14 protein-coding genes are annotated in these 17,339 nt (G+C 62.0%); 6 read left to right on the top strand and 8 right to left on the bottom strand.

Translation table 11 applies throughout. The annotated features are described in order from the left end of the window. Nucleotides 1–114: 114 nt before the first annotated feature. Nucleotides 115–1,014, top strand: coding sequence for a lipid A hydroxylase LpxO (gene lpxO, locus CQ041_RS17005; protein ID WP_105523553.1), 900 nt, complete (start codon nucleotides 115–117; stop codon nucleotides 1,012–1,014). Between the two features lie 21 nt (nucleotides 1,015–1,035). On the opposite strand, the gene ligD is transcribed toward lpxO, so the two are convergent. Together ligD and CQ041_RS16995 are read right to left on the bottom strand one after the other, a co-directional pair. After that, complete coding sequence (gene ligD / locus CQ041_RS17000; RefSeq protein WP_105523552.1) at nucleotides 1,036–3,501, bottom strand: DNA ligase D; 2,466 nt, start codon at nucleotides 3,499–3,501, stop codon at nucleotides 1,036–1,038. A gap of 3 nt (nucleotides 3,502–3,504) precedes the next feature. Then, a complete protein-coding gene (locus tag CQ041_RS16995; RefSeq protein ID WP_105523551.1) occupies nucleotides 3,505–4,338 on the bottom strand; it encodes a Ku protein in 834 nt (277 codons plus the stop codon). Nucleotides 4,339–4,522: 184 nt separating this feature from the next. On the opposite strand from CQ041_RS16995, the gene CQ041_RS16990 reads away from it, so the two are divergent. Together CQ041_RS16990 and CQ041_RS16985 are read left to right on the top strand one after the other, a co-directional pair. Next, nucleotides 4,523–4,837, top strand: a complete 315-nt coding sequence (locus tag CQ041_RS16990; RefSeq protein ID WP_105523550.1) for a hypothetical protein — start codon at nucleotides 4,523–4,525, stop codon at nucleotides 4,835–4,837. An 11-nt stretch (nucleotides 4,838–4,848) separates the two neighbouring features. Further along, nucleotides 4,849–6,006 carry a PQQ-dependent sugar dehydrogenase gene (locus CQ041_RS16985; RefSeq protein WP_105523549.1) on the top strand — a complete coding sequence of 386 codons (1,158 nt, stop codon included), beginning with the start codon at nucleotides 4,849–4,851 and terminating at the stop codon, nucleotides 6,004–6,006. 72 nt (nucleotides 6,007–6,078) lie between these two features. On the opposite strand, the gene CQ041_RS16980 is transcribed toward CQ041_RS16985, so the two are convergent. Next, complete coding sequence (locus CQ041_RS16980) at nucleotides 6,079–6,558, bottom strand: nuclear transport factor 2 family protein (RefSeq protein WP_105523548.1); 480 nt, start codon at nucleotides 6,556–6,558, stop codon at nucleotides 6,079–6,081. Nucleotides 6,559–6,611: 53 nt separating this feature from the next. Beyond that, nucleotides 6,612–7,175 (bottom strand): TetR/AcrR family transcriptional regulator, encoded by a 564-nt coding sequence (locus tag CQ041_RS16975; protein ID WP_105523547.1) that lies wholly within the window; start codon nucleotides 7,173–7,175, stop codon nucleotides 6,612–6,614. Nucleotides 7,176–7,297: 122 nt separating this feature from the next. Here CQ041_RS16975 and pssA point away from each other — a divergent pair, with 122 nt between their 5' ends. Continuing rightward, a complete protein-coding gene (gene pssA / locus CQ041_RS16970) occupies nucleotides 7,298–8,641 on the top strand; it encodes a CDP-diacylglycerol--serine O-phosphatidyltransferase (RefSeq protein ID WP_105523546.1) in 1,344 nt (447 codons plus the stop codon). A 224-nt stretch (nucleotides 8,642–8,865) separates the two neighbouring features. Next, on the top strand, nucleotides 8,866–11,802 hold the full coding sequence (locus CQ041_RS16965) for a hypothetical protein (protein WP_146116070.1): 2,937 nt from the start codon (nucleotides 8,866–8,868) through the stop codon (nucleotides 11,800–11,802). A gap of 45 nt (nucleotides 11,803–11,847) precedes the next feature. Here CQ041_RS16965 and efeO (CQ041_RS16960) read toward each other — a convergent pair whose 3' ends face one another. From efeO (CQ041_RS16960) to efeU, 4 genes are read right to left on the bottom strand one after another with little or no spacing between them, the layout of a single operon-like run. Next, nucleotides 11,848–12,666 carry an iron uptake system protein EfeO gene (gene efeO / locus CQ041_RS16960; protein ID WP_105523671.1) on the bottom strand — a complete coding sequence of 273 codons (819 nt, stop codon included), beginning with the start codon at nucleotides 12,664–12,666 and terminating at the stop codon, nucleotides 11,848–11,850. A 30-nt stretch (nucleotides 12,667–12,696) separates the two neighbouring features. After that, nucleotides 12,697–13,989: an iron uptake transporter deferrochelatase/peroxidase subunit gene (gene efeB / locus CQ041_RS16955; RefSeq protein WP_105523670.1), complete on the bottom strand. Its 1,293-nt coding sequence runs from the start codon at nucleotides 13,987–13,989 to the stop codon at nucleotides 12,697–12,699. Nucleotides 13,990–14,003: 14 nt separating this feature from the next. After that, entirely contained in the window at nucleotides 14,004–15,206 is a 1,203-nt protein-coding gene (efeO, locus tag CQ041_RS16950) for an iron uptake system protein EfeO (RefSeq protein ID WP_105523544.1), read from the bottom strand. Nucleotides 15,207–15,216: 10 nt separating this feature from the next. Beyond that, on the bottom strand, nucleotides 15,217–16,062 hold the full coding sequence (efeU, locus tag CQ041_RS16945) for an iron uptake transporter permease EfeU (protein WP_105523543.1): 846 nt from the start codon (nucleotides 16,060–16,062) through the stop codon (nucleotides 15,217–15,219). A gap of 168 nt (nucleotides 16,063–16,230) precedes the next feature. Here efeU and CQ041_RS16940 point away from each other — a divergent pair, with 168 nt between their 5' ends. Next, nucleotides 16,231–17,253, top strand: coding sequence for an AraC family transcriptional regulator (locus CQ041_RS16940; protein WP_105523542.1), 1,023 nt, complete (start codon nucleotides 16,231–16,233; stop codon nucleotides 17,251–17,253). Nucleotides 17,254–17,339 lie beyond the last annotated feature (86 nt).

The raw sequence follows: 17,339 nt of genomic DNA, 5'->3' as shown, positions 1-17,339 counted from the left end.
AACCAACCGCTCATGCCGACTGTGTGAATTGTGATTTCAGGTGCTGCCATCCATCCTCGGCCGTCGTGGGCAGGCAGGGGCAGCCTGTTCTCTTCTGACGTGTGACGAAATCCCTTGAAACTCATTATTGTAGTGCTCTACGTTGCCTCCATTGCGTATGTACACCTGCGTGGCCGGGTGCGACACAAGTTGGGCCGCCAGTTGAGCGATCACTCGACGTTCCTGGCCCCGATCAACTGCTTCCTGTATCTGTTCTCCAAATTCCCGGGCCGCCCCTACCTGTCTCCCAGCGACTTTCCCGACCTGAGCCCGCTGCAGGAGCACTGGGAAGAAATTCGCCAGGAAGGCCAGGCCTTGATGCGTGCCGGTGAGATCAAGCGTTCGGACCAGTACAACGACGTGGGTTTCAACTCGTTCTTCAAGTCGGGCTGGAAGCGTTTCTACCTCAAGTGGTACGGCGACAGCCATCCCTCGGCAATGAAGCTGTGCCCGCGCACCACGGAGTTGGTGCAGAGCATCGGCTCGATCAAGGCCGCCATGTTCGCCGAGCTGCCACCGGGTTCCAAACTGGTGCGCCACCGTGATCCGTATGCGGGCTCCTATCGCTATCACCTGGGCCTGGAGACGCCGAACGACCCTGGCTGCTACATCAACGTGGACGGTGAAAACTATTACTGGCGCGATGGCGAGGCGGTGATGTTTGACGAGACCTACATCCACTACGCCGAAAACACCACCGGGCAAAACCGCATCATTCTGTTCTGCGACGTTGAACGCCCAATGAAGTACCGCTGGGCGACCGCCTTCAACCGTTGGTTCAGCCGCACCGTGATGGCGGCGGCGGGCTCGCCCAACGATGACGGCGACAAGACCGGCGGGTTGAATCGCGCCTTTACGCGTCTGTACAAGATCCGCTTACGCGGTAAAGAGCTGAAAAAACGCAATCGCACACGTTACTACCTGGAAAAGTGGGCGATCTTTGCCGCATTGGCGGCGATCTTCCTGCTCATCTAGTGCCCGTGCCTTGGGCGCCTCTCACTTTGGTGGGTGGGCGCCCAACTTGTCCCACATCTTCTTGCTGATTTTCTGCCGATTGGCATAACCCTCCCAAGGATCCGCCTTCAAGCTCTCCAGGCGCGCCATCACGTTGGCAACTGTCCATTGCTGGGCACCGCGCAAGGTCTTCAATTCTTCACGACTGACTGGCACCGAGACCGGCAGGCCCGGCCGCGCCCGCACCGAGTACGCCGCGACCGTGCTGGCGCCCCGCGCGTTACGCAGGTAGTCGACGAAGATCTTGCCCACGCGGTTCCTGGGCCCTGAGGTCGCCGTGAAGCGCTCGGGCAACTGCGAGGTCATGAAGTGGGCGATGGCCTTGGCGAATGCCTTGACGGTGTCCCAACCATCTCGACGTGCCAAGGGCACCACCAGGTGCAGGCCCTTGCCGCCGCTGGTCTTTACGAACGCTTGCAGGCCAAGTTCATCGAGCACTGACAGCGTCAGTTGCGCGGCCTCTACCATGGCCTTCCAGGGCAGGGCCGGGTCGGGGTCAAGGTCGAGCACGAACAGGTCCGGGGTTTCGATCTTGTCCGTGGTAGCGCCCCAGGTGTGAAACTCGACGCTGCCCATTTGCACGGCACCGACCAGCGCATCGGCGCTGTCGATTTCCATCAGCCGTGCGTGGCCCGGGTCGAGTGTCGGGTCGAGTTGCCTGATGTGGGGGATGGCCAGCCGTTCAGCGTGTTTCTGAAAGAATTGCTCGCCCTCGATGCCCTCGGGGGCTCTGAGGAGCGAGACCGGGCGCTTGCGCAGAAAGGGCAGGATCCACTCGCTGATGCTGGCGTAGAACTGCGCCAGCGCCTGCTTCTGCGTGCCGCTGAGGGGGTCGATGATGCGGTCGGGATGCGTGATAGCGATATTGTTTCGCGCTTTTGTCGCGGGTTTCGACGGCTGGGCCGTCAGCGGCCGCTCATGAATGATTTGACCGGCCGGTTTGTCGCTGCGCAGTCCGACAAAAGCCGCCTGGCGGACCACGCCCTCGCGTGTCCACTCGGCAAATTGCACTTCGCCGACCAAAGTCGGTTCTACCCAGTGCACGCCACGGGCCTGGGCACTGGTGAGTGGCTTCGACAGGGGCGAGGCCTTGCGTTCCAGTGGCTTGAGCCGCGTGTGGATGCTGTCGAGTGCAGCCTGATCGAATCCGGTGCCCACGCGTCCGGCGTACACCAGGCCTGCGGCGTCATTCACCGCCAGCAACAGCGCGCCGAACCCGCTACGCGACCCCCGTGGACGGGTATAGCCGACGATCACGAACTCCTGGCGCAAGCGGCATTTGAGCTTGATCCAATCGGCACTGCGACAGGACGTATAAGGGCTGCCCAGCCGCTTGCCGATCACACCTTCCAGCGCCAGGTTGCAGGCGCTTTGCAGAATGTCCTGATGGTGGGCGGTGAAGGCTTCGGAAAATCGCAGCAGTGTGCTTTTGCTGCGGTTGACTACCGCCTTGAGCGCCGCGCGGCGCTCTTCGACGGGCGCCTGGCGTTGATCCTCGTCGTTGAGGAACGGTGCATCGAACAGGTAGTAGACCAGGTCGAGGCTGCGACCGATGTCAAAGGCGTTTTGCAGCGCCTGGAAGTCCGGCAGGCCGTCATCGTTGAGGCTGACCACTTCGCCGTCGAGCCAGCTGTCCTTGAGCTTGAGGGCCTGCAGGGCCTTGACCTGGCGCGGTAACCGTTCGGTCCAGTCGTGCCCATTGCGGGTAAACAGCCGCGCCTCGCCGTCGCGAATGCGCGCAAGCATGCGGTAGCCGTCAAACTTGATTTCATACTGCCAATCGCCGTCGGGCGCGCGATCGACCAGCGTGGCCAATTGCGGCCCGAGCTGATCGGGGAGGGCTGCCGTGGTTTTTCGGGCTTTTGCACGGGTTCCGGTTTTACCCACCGTGGCGTCGCTGAGCACGCTATCGGGCTGGGCCTGGACGATATCGTAGTCCTTGCTCGATCGGGCCTGGGGGTCATTTTCCTTGATCAGCAGCCATTGCTCTTTATCGCCGCTGCCCTTCAAGCGGGTGCGGACCAGCGCCCAGTCGCCAGACAGTTTCTCGCCAATCAGGGTGAACTTGAGTTTTCCGGCAGCGTAGGCCTTGTGCGGGTCGTCAAGGGGTTGCCACACGCCGCGGTCCCATACGATCACATCCCCTGCGCCATACTGGCCCGCCGGAATATTGCCTTCGAAATCGCCGTAGTCCAGCGGGTGGTCTTCCACATGGACGGCGAGGCGCTTCTGGCTGGGGTCGAGGCTCGGCCCCTTGGGCACCGCCCAACTGAGCAGCACGCCGTCGAGCTCCAGGCGAAAGTCATAGTGCAGGTTGCGCGCGTCATGCTTCTGGATCACGAACGACAGCGCCGAGGCTGTGCGTTTGCCGGCGGGAGCGCTGCCCGACGGTTCGCCAGTGATGCCGAAATCGCGCTTGCGGTGGTATTCGCTGAGGGGCTTGGACATGGCTCAAGAGGCCTTGGTGGATTTCTTCGCGGCGGGCTTCTTGGCGGGCTTTCCGGCCAGGCTGCGTTTGAGCAGTTCCGTCAGGTCGATCACGTCGGCGGACTTGCGCTCTTCGCTGTCTTTGCGGGTTTCCACATCCTCGACCTTGCCGGCCTTGGCCTTTTTGGCGACCAGCGCCATGATTTTTTCCTGGAAGCTGTCGCGGTAGTCGTCCGGCTGCCAATCGGCGCTCATGTCTTCCACCAGGCGCTTGGCCATGTCCAGCTCGCCTTTGGCCAGGGTCGGCTTGGTCACGTCGCTGCCCAGTTCGAGTTCATCCAGGCTGCGCACTTCAGCGGGCCAGCGCAGCATGACCAGTACCAATGCAGAATCCAGGGGCATCAGCGCCGCCAGATGTTGCTTGGTGTGCAGCACCACATTGGCGAGGGCGACCTTGCGGGTTTTCTTCAGGGTTTCCCTTAATAACGCGTAGACCTTGCCGCCGCGTTTGTCCGGCGCCAGAAAGTAGGGGGTATCGATGTTCTGAAGGGGAATCTGATCGCTGGCGACGAACGCGAGGATCTCGATGGTCTGGGTCGACTTGGGATGCGCCGAGCGGATTTCTTCTTCGCTGAGCACCACGTAGCGGCCTTTCTCGAACGCCACCCCTTTGACAATGTTGTCTTTGGTGACTTCCTTGCCGGTGGTCTTGTTGATGCGCTTATAGCCCACCGGGTCCATGCTGCGCTTGTCCAGCCAGTCGAAGTCGACGCCCTGCGAGGACGTGGCCGACACCAGTGATACCGGGATGTGAACCAGTCCGAAGCTGATGGCGCCTTTCCAGATTGCCCTTGGCATGGCTGCGGTTCCTTGAACAGTGGGGGTGTTCTGGTGACTCGCCGCCCAGGTTAAAAGTTTCGAGGGATGGATGTGCGGACAGATTCAGTTACACCTGATGAGAAAGTATTTAGTTACCAAAGCCGAACCCTGGGGGTAGCGTGTTATCGAAAGCAGGTACTCCTCGCCCCAGAGAGGCTTTGTCATGAATAGCTGTGTGCGTCACGTTGCAGCCCTGTTGTTGGGCCTGGCCCTGGTTCCGCTGGCCCAGGCGCAGAACGGGCCGGGCAACAACACCTCCAACAACGGTCCCATTCACCGCGCCAACCCCAACAGCATGCAAGGCACCCAGCCCAATGCACCGGCGGTGCGTGGTATCCAGACCGGGCCGACCACGCGTCAACCCACCCTTGAAAACGGCGGTATCGGCAATCGCTATCCCAAGCGCGACGCGCCTCCCAGTCGTCCCGCTACCGAACCCAAAGCCCCCACCTATGATGCCAACGGCAATCGCCGGTAAGGATTCGTCTTATGCATGTACGTAAAACCCTTCTAGCCGTCCTGTGTGCAACCACGCTGCTACCCTTGGCCGCCGTCCACGCGGCCGATGCCCAGCAATTCCCCAGCGAGCAGGGCAGTGTGACGGCTACCCCGATTGCCAAGGGCCTGGAACATCCCTGGGCGGTGGCATTCCTGCCGGACCAGCAAGGTTTCCTGGTCACGGAAAAGCCTGGCAACCTGCGTGTGGTCAGCCCGGACGGCAAGCTCTCGGCGCCGTTGACGGGCGTGCCGCAAGTCTGGGCCAAGGGGCAGGGCGGTTTGCTGGATGTGGTGTTGTCGCCTGACTTCAAGCAGGACCGTCTGGTCTATCTCTCCTATGCCGAAGGCGGTGGCAAGGGCGGTACGGCTGGCACGGCGGTAGGACGCGGGCGCCTGGCGGCGGACCTCAGTGGCCTGACGGATTTCAAAGTGATCCTGCGCCAGGAGCCCAAGCTGTCCACTGGCAATCACTTTGGTTCGCGCCTGGCGTTCGACCGCGACGGCTACCTGTTCGTGACCCTGGGGGAAAACAACGACCGCCCGACCGCACAGGACCTGGACAAACTGCAAGGCAAGGTCGTGCGTATTTTCCCAGATGGGCGTGTGCCGGATGACAATCCCTTTGTCGGCCAGGAAGGTGTACGACCTGAGATCTGGTCTTATGGCCAGCGCAACCCGCAAGGCCTGGCGCTCAACCCGTGGAGCGGCACGGTGTGGGAAAACGAACATGGGCCGCGTGGTGGCGATGAGATCAACATCATCGAGCGCGGCAAGAATTACGGCTGGCCGCTGGCAACCCACGGCATCAACTATTCCCTGACGCCGATCCCCGAGGCCAAGGGCAAGACAGCTGAAGGTACCGTCGCGCCCCATCATGTCTGGGAAAAGTCACCGGGCATCAGCGGCATGGCGTTCTACGACGCAGACCGTTTCAAGCCGTGGCAGCACAACGTGTTCATCGGCGCGCTGGCCAGCCAGGAACTGATCCGCTTGCAGTTCGATGGCGACAAGGTGGTGCATGAGGAGCGCTTGCTCGGCGGGCTGAAAGCCCGGATCCGTGACGTACGCCAAGGCCCGGATGGCTACCTTTACGTGCTCACGGATGAAGACAACGGCGCGCTTTATCGCGTTGGGCTGAACCCCGATTGAATCAGGCCGGGAACCACGTCACCCTGTGATTGCCGGGCTTGCCCGCTCCCACAGGGGCTTTGTGGCATGGACCTACAGTCCCAGTTCTGACAACCCCGGATGATCATCCGGGCGCCGTCCCAACGGCCAGTGAAACTGGCGTTCACTTTCAAGAATCGGTAGGTCGTTGATACAGGCAAATCGATTGGCCATCAGCCCGTTGCTGTCGAATTCCCAATTCTCGTTGCCGTAGGACCGGAACCAGTTTCCCGAGTCGTCGTGCCATTCATAGGCATACCGCACGGCGATACGGTTATCGGTGAAGGCCCACAGTTCCTTGATCAGCCGGTAATCGAGTTCCTTGGCCCATTTGCGGGTCAGAAAAGCCTTGGCTTCTTCGCGGTTGTGCACGAACTCGGCGCGGTTACGCCACTGTGTATCCGGGGTGTAGGCCAGCGAAACCCGTTGCGGGTCCCGGGAGTTCCAGCCGTCCTCGGCCAGGCGGACTTTTTCAATCGCGCTGGCACGCGTAAAGGGGGGTAGCGGTGGACGGGTTTCGACGGTGGATGACATGGGGCGGCTCCTCAAGACAGTGGTAGGTATTTAACGTTGCCTGGCCTTGGCACTCACAGTGCCAATAACGTGCGCGCCATGCTCTGCGCTTTATCGGCGGCCGTTGAATCGCCCATCACCAGGGCAACGGTGATGGCGCCATCGATCAGGATCAGCAAGTGCGCGGCCTGCTGCTGCGGGTCGGGGGTGCCATGTGCTTTACACAGTTCAAGGGCGTACTCGAACAACTTTTGTTTGTGCGCCTTGGCCAGCAGGCGTACCGGGTCATGCGGGTCGCCGGTTTCGCCACTGGTATTGATGAAGGCGCAACCGCGAAAATCGGTGCTGTCGAACCAGGCCTTGAGCGCACTGAACAACGCCAGAATCCGCTCGCCACTGCCCTCGCTGCGTTCGACTTCACGGCGCAACCACTGCATCCAGCGCTCATCGCGTCGTTGCAGGGCGGCAATCACCAACTCGTCTTTGTTGGCGAAGTAGCGATAGATGCTTTTTCTCGAGACGCCGGCGGTTTTCACCAGCAAGTCCATGCCGGTGGCAGCGATGCCGTGGCGATAGATCAGCTTTTCGGTGACGTCGAGGATAATGTCGCGGGTTTCGTTGCCGGGTATGTCGTTCATATTGTTAAAGTAGAACGATCGTTCTTCTTGGTCAAGTCTATTTTCCCTCCCGGGTGGCGAGACCTGAGCACCCCCATGGTGTAAGCTCGGGGCCTCTTCGGATTCGACCCATTGCGAGCCTTATGCCGTCGTTCTTCAAACGCTCACTGTTGCCCAAACTGCGTGGCTTTCCACTCAATCCAGATGCCATCGAGGTGCTGTCCGGCGCCGCCGAGTATCGTCGCTGCCTGTTGGAGATGATCCCCCAGGCTACCCGGCGTATCTACATCGTTGCGCTGTATCTGCAGCAGGACGAGGCGGGGCAGGAGGTCTACGAAGCGCTGCACGCCGCCAAGGCTGCACGGCCGGCGTTGGACATCGTGGTGGTGGTCGACTGGTTGCGCGCGCAGCGCGGCTTGATCGGTGCGGGCAAGCAACCCGGCAACAGCGCCTGGTACCAGGCGATGACCCAATCCCATGCCACTGAGGTACCGGTGTATGGCGTGCCGGTGCAAACCCGCGAACTGTTCGGCGTGTTGCACCTCAAGGGCTTTGTGATCGACGATGCGGTGTTGTACAGCGGTGCCAGCCTGAACAATGTCTACCTGCACAAGTTCGACAAGTACCGCTTCGACCGTTACCACTTGATCCACAACCAGCCGCTCGCTGATTCCATGCAGCACTTGATCGAGCACGGCCTGGTGGCGTCCAAGGCCGTCAACCGCCTGGACCTGCCCAACCCGCCCACCACACGCAGTCTGCGCAACGACATCGGCGACTTGCGGAGCCGGCTGAAACACGCCACGTATGACACCACCGCAGGGCAGATGCCCAACGGCCACTTGTCGGTCAGCCCGTTGCTCGGGGTGGGCAAGAACAACCCGCTGAACCGGGTGATCCTCGAACTCATCGCCAGTGCGCAGCACCAACTGACCATCTGCACCCCGTACTTCAACCTGCCGCTGCCGGTCACCCGCGAAATCAACCGCGCCCTGGCGCGTGGCGTGAAGATCGACATCATCGTCGGCGATAAAACCGCCAACGATTTCTACATCCCGCCGAGCGAGCCGTTCAAGGTCATCGCGGCGCTGCCGTACCTGTACGAAATCAGCCTGCGCCGTTTCGCCAAGCGCCACCAGCCGATGATCGACAGCGGGCAGCTTAACCTGCACCTGTGGCGTGATGGCGACAACACGTATCACCTCAAGGGGATGTGGGTCGACCAGCGCTACACACTGCTGACCGGCAACAACCTCAACCCTCGTGCGTTCCGCCTCGACCTGGAAAACGCCTTGCTGATCGATGACCCCAAGGGCCAATGGCTCGAGCCGCGTCGTGTCGAACTGGCGCAGATTTTCCAGCACACCACTCGTATCGAGGGGTATCAGCACTTGCAGACGTTGCCGGACTACCCGGAAGCGGTGGGCAAGTTCCTGCGACGGGTCAGCCGGGTGCGTATCGAGCGGCTGTTGTACCGGATTCTTTAGCGCTCACGCGTTGCAACACTGTAAGCGGAGTGTTTCAGACTCCGCTTACAGTGCGCTCGCGGTTGTCTTTCTAATTTACTCCCCGACCGTTCAGGGAGGTACGGCATTTTCCACAGGGAATCAGCCAGTTAGAGGACCTCGTTATGCTTCCGATATCGCCGCATTCCCGACTCCCAAGCTTGCCCGCTGCCTTCCAGCCCCCGCTTGCCGCTCCTGCTACCTTGATGCGCAGCAAACGTTCCCCACCCGCCCCGGAGCCGGCGATTCCAACGCCTACCTGGACGCTGCTTGATTCAAGCACGGGTCCGCAGCCGGCTCCCGCTGGCAACGCAGCGTTGGCAGCGCGCCTGGCAGGTGCCTTGAAGACCGGCCAGACACGGGTCGCCGTACCCGGTCACAGCGGCGTGGCTGATGCATTACAGATCTACGCGCAAATGCTCAACCACGCGTCCACGCGCGGCTGGTTCACCAGCAAGGGCCTGGAGCTGGACACGCTCACACTGCATAAACACGGCGTCCAGGGCTACACCAGCCGCGACGGCGTGCGCAGCGCTGTAAGTTACAGCACGACTGATGACAGTGGCTGGTGGCAGGCGTCGGTCAAGGTCAGGGCGCTTCGCGATGTGCTTGATCCAGGGGACAGGGGCCTGCCTCACATTGATGTCGGCGAGGACCGAGTGCCGCTGCATATGATCGAGCAGGCCTACGGACTGGCGGCTGGCGAAGTGCCCGTGGGAGAGTTGACGTTATCAACGACGCTGGCAACAGGCCTGGAGGCGGTCAAGTCCGTTATCGCCGATCTCGACGAGCGTGAGTTTCTCGCGACCTTGCTGGAGCAGCGGGTACAGGGACTGGCCAATGGCCGGGCCATCGACTGGTCAACGCAACCTATCGCGATATCCCGGTTCTCCGCCCAGGGCATCGGCACGCCTGCGCCCCACACCGTGGCTCAATTGCTGGCGCACAAGGGCTTGGGGGCGCCCGTCAATGCCGGCGAGACGCGCAATGTGGTGGCGTGGTTGCGCACGACATTGCCGCCAGCCCCCGCGTTGGGTGATTACAGCGCGCCGGCCCTGGAGACGCCCGGCATGGCGGCGTTTCGAGCGCTCGAGAGCCCGCCCGGCACCGTAGGCGGTTTCGCGCTCTATGCTCCTGCGCACGCGGGACGCACGTTGGGCGAAGTGCGCAGTTCCCTGGCGCAGCATATGCGTGAGCAACATGGCCTCGATGCCAAACTGGCCCACCAGGTCGCGCAGATCGGTCTGGCGCAAAACGCGCCGGAATTTCTGGTGCGCGAGGTACCGGACGCCGTGAAGATCGGCACGCCGGCGTGGATGGAACTGCGTCTGGGCTGTGCGATGGCAGAGGCCGTTGCGCCGGGTACGTCGCGGGCGATGAATGAAGAGCAGGTCACCGCGCTGACGACACTGACACCGACCTCCAATGACCAGCGCACGCTGTTGCAAGTGCGAGGCACGGGCATGTTGCTGGATTGGGCAGTCCTCAACGGAATTGTGCCCGCCAGGCCCCAGGGGCAATTGACAGCACAGGACTTGAAAAAGGCGTCGCAGGTCTTCACCCGGCAACGGGCGATGGCCACCCGGGCGTTCACGGCGACCTGCACACCCGTGCCGACCCGCCGGCGCTTCGCGGTCAAGGAGCTGCTCAAGATGTCGCCGGGTACCAGTGCCGCACAATTGGAGGCGATGCGGGTCGAGTTGGTCGATCCCAATGAGCGTAGAAACTCAAGAACCTCCGAAGGGGGGAGTCGATCGTTGGTTGAGGCATACATGAGCGGTGACCTGGTGCCCGGCAAATGGATCTTGTGCAGCGATGTGCCCCAAAACGGTCGTGTCACGACGTCGCGAACGCCTTTTCAATTTCAGGACGATGCGACGTTCTCGGTGGCCGACCGCCACAAACTCGACAACCTGATCGAGCGTTTGCCTGCACTGGACGGGCTGCTCGAAAAAGCCGTCGACGTCCACTATCAGAAGCAGCAAGCGGCATTCGTAACCAAGCTCAAGCTGATGTTTGCCGGATTGCCCCTGGCGGATCGGCAACGAATAGAGCTGGGCGCGGTGGACCTGTTTACCCTGCGCAAAAAAACCGGCAAGCAGCAGGTGTGGGAGTCCGACGATGACCGTGCGGCCGTCACCGGGCGCCAAGGCACGTTGATGCGCGTGTTGCACGATCAAAACGTGACGTACTACGAAGTGCTCAACAGCGGCAAGATCATCTGCCAGGACGATCCAGCGGTCACCGGCTCGCTGGACCGGGTAGTGCGTGATACGAGCCACGTGGGCCAGTACAAGTTGCAGGGCGCTCATTACATGCGCGTTGGCCATGAAGTGCCGCTGGACTTCGAAGCCTATGGCAGCGGCAGTCTGCCTCGCAGCGGCGTCACATCCGCCGATGTCATCATCGACCGCCTTGGGCGATACGTAGAGGCGGGCTCACTGCCTGAGAACCAGACCTTGGCGTCCTTCGTGCCGGACACTTACCAGTCTGACCGCACCGAGTTCATTGCGTGCGAGATCGCCGAGAACAACTTCTACGAAACCCAGGCACAGATGCTCAAGCGGGCCAAGGGACAGTTGTCTATCGAGAAGAGCCGGGAGGCCCATGCCCGGGACGTGAACCTCGTGCTGTCGCTTGTGCCCTTCATCGGCGCCTATCAGGACTTTGCCGATGGCAACGTGGGCAAAGGTTTGCAGAGCCTGGCACTGGATGTTGGAGGGGTGGTGATAGGGGCCGGTGGCCAGGCTCGCGCACTGATACGGTCAACGAACCAGTTGGCGCGAAACACCTTGCGGCCTACGCTTGGCCGGTTCAGCGCCAGTGTCGCACCCCGCACACCCAAAGTGGCCTGGGCGTGGACGGATCCCAAGGCACGCTTCAGCGATGCCGCCTTCGATTTTTCCAAACAGACAGTGCAGTTTTTCAATGCGGTCTTCAACCCTGCAGACGGTTATCCACGCCTGATCAGCGCTGTCTCACGGGGCCTGGGCAAACTGCCGTCGGCGCTGGCCTCGGCCAATCTGGGATTGAGCAAGGCAATGCCGCACCTGATGTCGGTCGAGGAAAAGCTGAGGTGCTATTTACTGGTCTGCACCGGAGTGGTTGATCCCACAAAACCACCCGGCATGGCCAATCCATGAACCGAGGGCCGCTGCGGCAAGCAACGCTGAGCGGCCCCAACGTCGTCAGTTCAGGCCCAGCTTGCCACGCAGGGTGGACAGGTCTTCGGCCAGGGTGTTGACCGGTCCGACCAAAGCCTTGCGGTCGTTTTCCTTGACCTTGTCGTAGGTTTCAAAGCCGCCGCCCGGGGTCTTGTACTTGGCCAGGACCTTGTCCACGGTGGCGAAGTTCTTGTCGACCTTGGCCAGGAAGGCCTGGTCTTGCCTGTCGATCTGACCACGGAACAGGTCGACGATTTTTTTCGCGCCGTCGATATTGCCCTGGAAGTCATACAGGTCGGTGTGGCTGTAGCGGTCTTCTTCGCCGGAGATCTTGGTCGCGGCAACCTCTTCGAGCAGCGCTGCGGCACCGCCCACGACTTTCTCGGGTGGGAAGGTCAGCCCGTCGACACGGGTCTTGAGGTCATTGACGTCGGCATTGAGTTTGGCGGTCAGTGCCTCCAGGCCCTTTGTGGAGTTCTGTGAGAACAGCGCGTATTCGAGGCGGTGGAAGCCTGTGAAGTCTTCGGCGGTCACGCCTTTTTCATGGTCATCGACGCGGGAGTCGATCGACGCATCCAGGTCGCTGAACAACTCGGCAATCGGCTCGATGGACTCATAGTGCACACGGGTCGGCGCGTAGAGCTTTTTGGCGGTCGCCAGGTCGCCCTTGTTGATGGCGTCGGTGAACGCCTGGGTCTGGGTGACCAGCTCGCCGATTTCTTCGGTGACGTAGATCTTGTAGTCCGACACCGGGCCAACCAGGTCCAGCGGCGCCGTGGCTGCGAAGGCGGCCAGGGGTGAGAGGGTGATCAACAACGACAGCGCAAGGGTCGACTTCTTCATCATGGGAGGTTTCCGCGGTGGGGGTTGGTGTCAAACGTGAGGGTGAGAGGCAGCCAGCAACGTGCGCCCAATGAAATCCTGGGGTCCTATGACACCCGGCAAGGTAAAGAAATACCCGCCGCCGACCGGCTTGAGGTATTCCTCCAGGGGCTCGCCGTTGAGTCGGGTTTGCACGGTGATAAAACCTTTTTCCAGGTCAGCCTGGTAGCAGATGAACAACAGCCCCATGTCCAGCTGGCCGTTCTTGTTGACGCCGTTGGAGTAGTTGAACGGCCGTCGCAGGATCAGGTTGGCCTGGGTCTGCGCGGTGCGCGGGTTGGCCAGGCGGATGTGCGCATCCAGTTTGGTGAGCTTGCCGTGTGGGTCCTTGCTGTAGTCGGGGACCTGGCTTTCGCGTTGGCCGTCCATGGGCGCGCCCGAGGCCTTGACGCGGCCAATGATGCTTTCCTGTTCTTGCAGCGGAGTGCGGTCCCAGCGCTCGACGAAGTTGCGAATCAGGCGCACCGCCTGGTAGCTGCCGTGGGCGGCCCAGGCCGGTTCATCGCTGCCGGGTTGCACCCATACCAACTGGTCCATGGCCTTGTTGTCGTTGGAGTCCGGGTTGGCCGAGCCGTCACGGAAGCCCAGAAAGTTGCGCGCGCTCTGTGCCGGTTCACCGGGCTTGCTCGGCGCCTGGGGCGGTACGCTGCCTTCCTGCTTCCAGCGCACCAGCAGCAGGTCGGGCAGGTTTTTCACAATGTCGCGCAGGGCGTGGATATTGGTGTCCGGGGTGTTGGAACTGAACTGCAGGCTGAGGTCGCCATGGCACTGCGCGGGCTCCAGCGCGTCGTTGGGAAAGCCGACCATGCGGCTCAGGCGCTTGGGCTTCACGGCGGTCAGGCCGAAGCGTTCGTCGAACAGCGATTCGCCGACGGAAACGGTGATGGTCAGGTTGTCCGGGGTCACCACCGGGCCGAGGATGCCGGAGTCGGTGGGCGGCAGTTTCGGATCGACCTGAGGCACGGTGCCGCCGGTCATCAGGAACGCGATGCGCTCGTTCAGGGTGCGGAACAGGCGCTCCAGGTCTTCGCGGTCGCTGGCGAGCACGTCGAACGCCACCAGCATGCCGCAGGCCGGGCGCGGGGTGACGATGCCGCTCTGGTGCTGGCCGAAAAAGTCCTGGCGGTCCTGGGTCTTGTCACTGCGCGGCGCGGTGGTGACTTGCTCGGCCGCAGCGGCCATGGCCGGGCAGGCGAGGGCGCTGCCGGCTATGGCGGCGCCCGTGGCCGCCATGCCCAGCAGGACACGGCGGCGTTGCAGGTTGGTGCTGTCGGAATCACTCATGTGTGCGGTCGTCTTCACTGCAGGCCGGATAGGCCAAGGGCGGGGTCGATTCCATCGAGTGCGGCGGCCAGAGCCTTGGCCTTGTCGGCGATCTGCTGGCGCTGATCGGCGGTAATGCGGTCATACGTGCTGTAGGTGTTGCCGCTCTTGAAACCGGCAAGTTCGGCATCGAACGCGGCGAGCGCGCTGTCGAGGTTCAGCAACAGGTTGGCGGCGGATTTGCTCAGCAGCGGGCGCATCAGGTCCACGACTTTGTGCGCGGCGTGCAGGTTGGCAGCGAACCCGTTCAGGTCGGTGTGGCTGTAGCGTTCCTCTTCACCGCTGGTAGCCCGTGCATCCGCCAGGCTGTGGAGGTTGCGCACGACAATGCCGACCAGTTGTTCTGGGGGCAGGGATTGGGCCAGCAGCTGTTGCTTGAGTGTGGTGACGTCAGTGACCAGGCGCTGGGCAATCGGTGCCAGGCCGTCGAGGCTGCGTTGCTGGAACAGCCCATATTCGAGGCGGTGGAAGCCGCTGAAGGCGGGGTCCTGTTCGCGCTTTTCGAAATAATCGGCGCGGGCGTTGATGGCGTTGTCCAGTTCCGCCAGGCGTTGTGACGCCGGGGCGAGTCGCTGGTAAGCCTCGCGGGCCGGCACATAAAGCGCTTGAGCCTGGGTCAGGTCGCCGGTGTCGATGGCGTGCTGCAATGACGTCGCTGCCTTGATCAGCGCGCTGCCCTGGCCGCTCAAGTACACGCGGAACTCCGACAGCGGCCCGATAAACGCCACCATCGACGGCTTGGCCTTGGCCTGCGCATCGGACTCAGCGGTGGGGGTGACATGCAGGGTGCCGCGCGGGTTGCTCAGCAGGCCGCAGGTGATCGCGTAATCGCCGGGCAACAGGTTGGCGTTGATCACCTGGCTCAGGCCGGGAGCGATGTTTTCCCGTTCTTCCACCACCAGCACACCGTCGAGGATTTCCCACTCTACGGCCCGGTCGGAGCGGTTGATGATGCGGAAACTGGCGCGCCCGGCGGGCACCGTCAGCGCATTCGGTTCGCAGGCGTGAGCGCGGATGGTCACCGCGATTTCGTTGTGGTTGGTCTGGCGTTTGCTCGCCGCCAGTTGGGACGCGTAGTAGAACAGGCCACCGGCAGCGATCATCACGACCACCGAACCTGCCACGGCCCAGCGCAGTGCGCGGGGCGGGGAGGCCGGCTGAGGAGTTGGGTTGGACAAAGTACGGCCCTTACTGACTGGAAACGGAAGAGGATGTGACGGCAGGCTTGGCCGGCGGCGCGGGCAGGAAGAACATCACCAGCGCCACCACCAGATAGATCAGGTAGGCGCCCAGGGTGCTCACCGTTGGCGCTTCCTGATAGCCGAACATGCCGGCGAGGACCGAACCCAGCGGGCTGTCCATCGGCAGTACGGCGCTGAAGTCGAACAGTACGGTTTGCAGGTGGTTCCACACGCCGGCTTCGTGCAATGCCTGCACCGAGTTGGCAAGAATGCCGGCGGCGACCACCAGGATGAACAGGCCGGTCCAGCGGAAAAACGCACCGAGGTTCAGGCGCATGCTGCCGGTGTAGATCAGGAACCCGACGATCACTGCCAGGATCAGCCCCAGCAGGGCGCCGATCGGCGCCCCCGGGCCTTCGCTCTGCTGGAACACGGCCAGCAGGAAGAACACCGTCTCCAGCCCTTCGCGGGCCACGGCGAAGAACACCATCAGGATCAGCGCAGTGACCTGGTGTCTAGAGCCAGCCAGTGCGTGATCTAGGGATTGATGCAGAGAGTGTTTGATCGAGCGTGCCACCTTGCGCATCCAGAACACCATCGAACTGAGGATGCCCACAGCGACCAGCCCGACAATGCCTTCGAACAATTCCTGCTGCTTCTGCGGAAATTCCGCGCTCACCAGTTCCAGCCCACCGCCGACCAGCAGCGCGAGCGCAGCCGCGAGGAATACCCCGATCCACACGGCTGGCATCCACTGGCCGCGGCCGGTCTGTTGCAGGTAACTGGCGATAATGCCAACGATCAGTGCGGCTTCAATGCCTTCGCGCAGCATGATGAGAAAAGGAACGAGCATTCAGCACCGCAGGGTAATTAGATAGGGTGCTAAGTTGTAACATAATGATACTCATTGCTAAACAGGAAATCTTGACGTTTGCTGAACCCTGGCTGAACGGTGGTGGGGAATCCTCAGCGGCTTTATGATGCGTGCCACCTCGTGCACTGTCGGAACGTCCAACCTCTCATGTCGGAAAAAGACACCATCTCTACCCACCTGGTGCGTGAAGCCCTGTTGCAGGGTTGTCCGCCAGGGGCTGCCAGCGTTGAGCTGCTGGTCAAAGCCGGTATTGATCCCGTTTTGCTGGACCAGCCAGAGGCGCGCGTACCGGCGCTGGCCTATGCGCGTCTGTGGCGGTTGCTGGCGCGGCGTACGGACGACGAATTTTTTGGCATGGACCCGCGCAAGCTCAAGTCCGGCAGCCTGGCCTTCCTCTGTCGCACCGCCATTGCTCAGCCGACTGTCGGTAGCGGGCTGGAAACCTGCCTGGCGTTCTTGTCGTTGATGCTGGATCACCTGCCCGCCCAGTTGGTGCGCCAGCAGAACCTTGCGGAGATTGTGTTGCCGCAGACGCGACCGGATCCGCTACGGGCCTTCACCTATTTCACCTATTGGATGATCGTGCACGGTGTGGCGTGTTGGCTCGCGGGCAGGCGCATTCCGATCCTGGCCATTGAATTGCGGGGCCCGCGGCCGGTTTTCTGTGACGACTATCAGGTGATGTTTTCCGACAACCTGCGTTTTGATCGGCCACGCACCCGCATGATCTTTTCCGCCGACTGCCTCGACCTGCCGATCAAGCGCAGTGCCGAGGAGCTCAAGCGCTTTCTGGCCCACGCGCCGGCCAACATCCTGGTCAAGTACCGCGACCCGGACAGTCTTGCCTCGCGCATCAGGTACGACCTGCGCCAAATGCCGCCGGATACCTGGCCGGAAACCGATGGCCTGGCCGCCACCTTGTGCGTCTCCGCTTCGACCCTGCGTCGTCGCCTGGCGGAGGAGGGGCAGACCTATCAGGGGATCAAGGACAGTGTCCGCAAGGAGCTGGCGATTGTGTGGCTGGCGGAACCCCACATCAGCTTTGCGGACATTGCGGTGCGCTTGGGGTTTGCCGACACCAGCTCTTTTTACAAGGCGTTCCGCAAGTGGGTGGGATCCAATCCGGGGCACTATCGAAGTGTGATTCTGAATGAGTTCAGCCGGGGTTGACCGCTGGCATTGGCAACCAGGAACTACAACGTCCTGCGAAAAATCCGATAGGCCAGACAGGTCAACTCCGTAACGCTTGAGGGATC

Origin of the sequence: Pseudomonas sp. MYb60, from assembly GCF_002979555.1 — a bacterium.
Taxonomy (GTDB): domain Bacteria; phylum Pseudomonadota; class Gammaproteobacteria; order Pseudomonadales; family Pseudomonadaceae; genus Aquipseudomonas.
The sequence above is the reverse complement of the archived record's forward strand: the minus strand, read 5'-3'. Positions and strand labels throughout refer to the sequence as shown.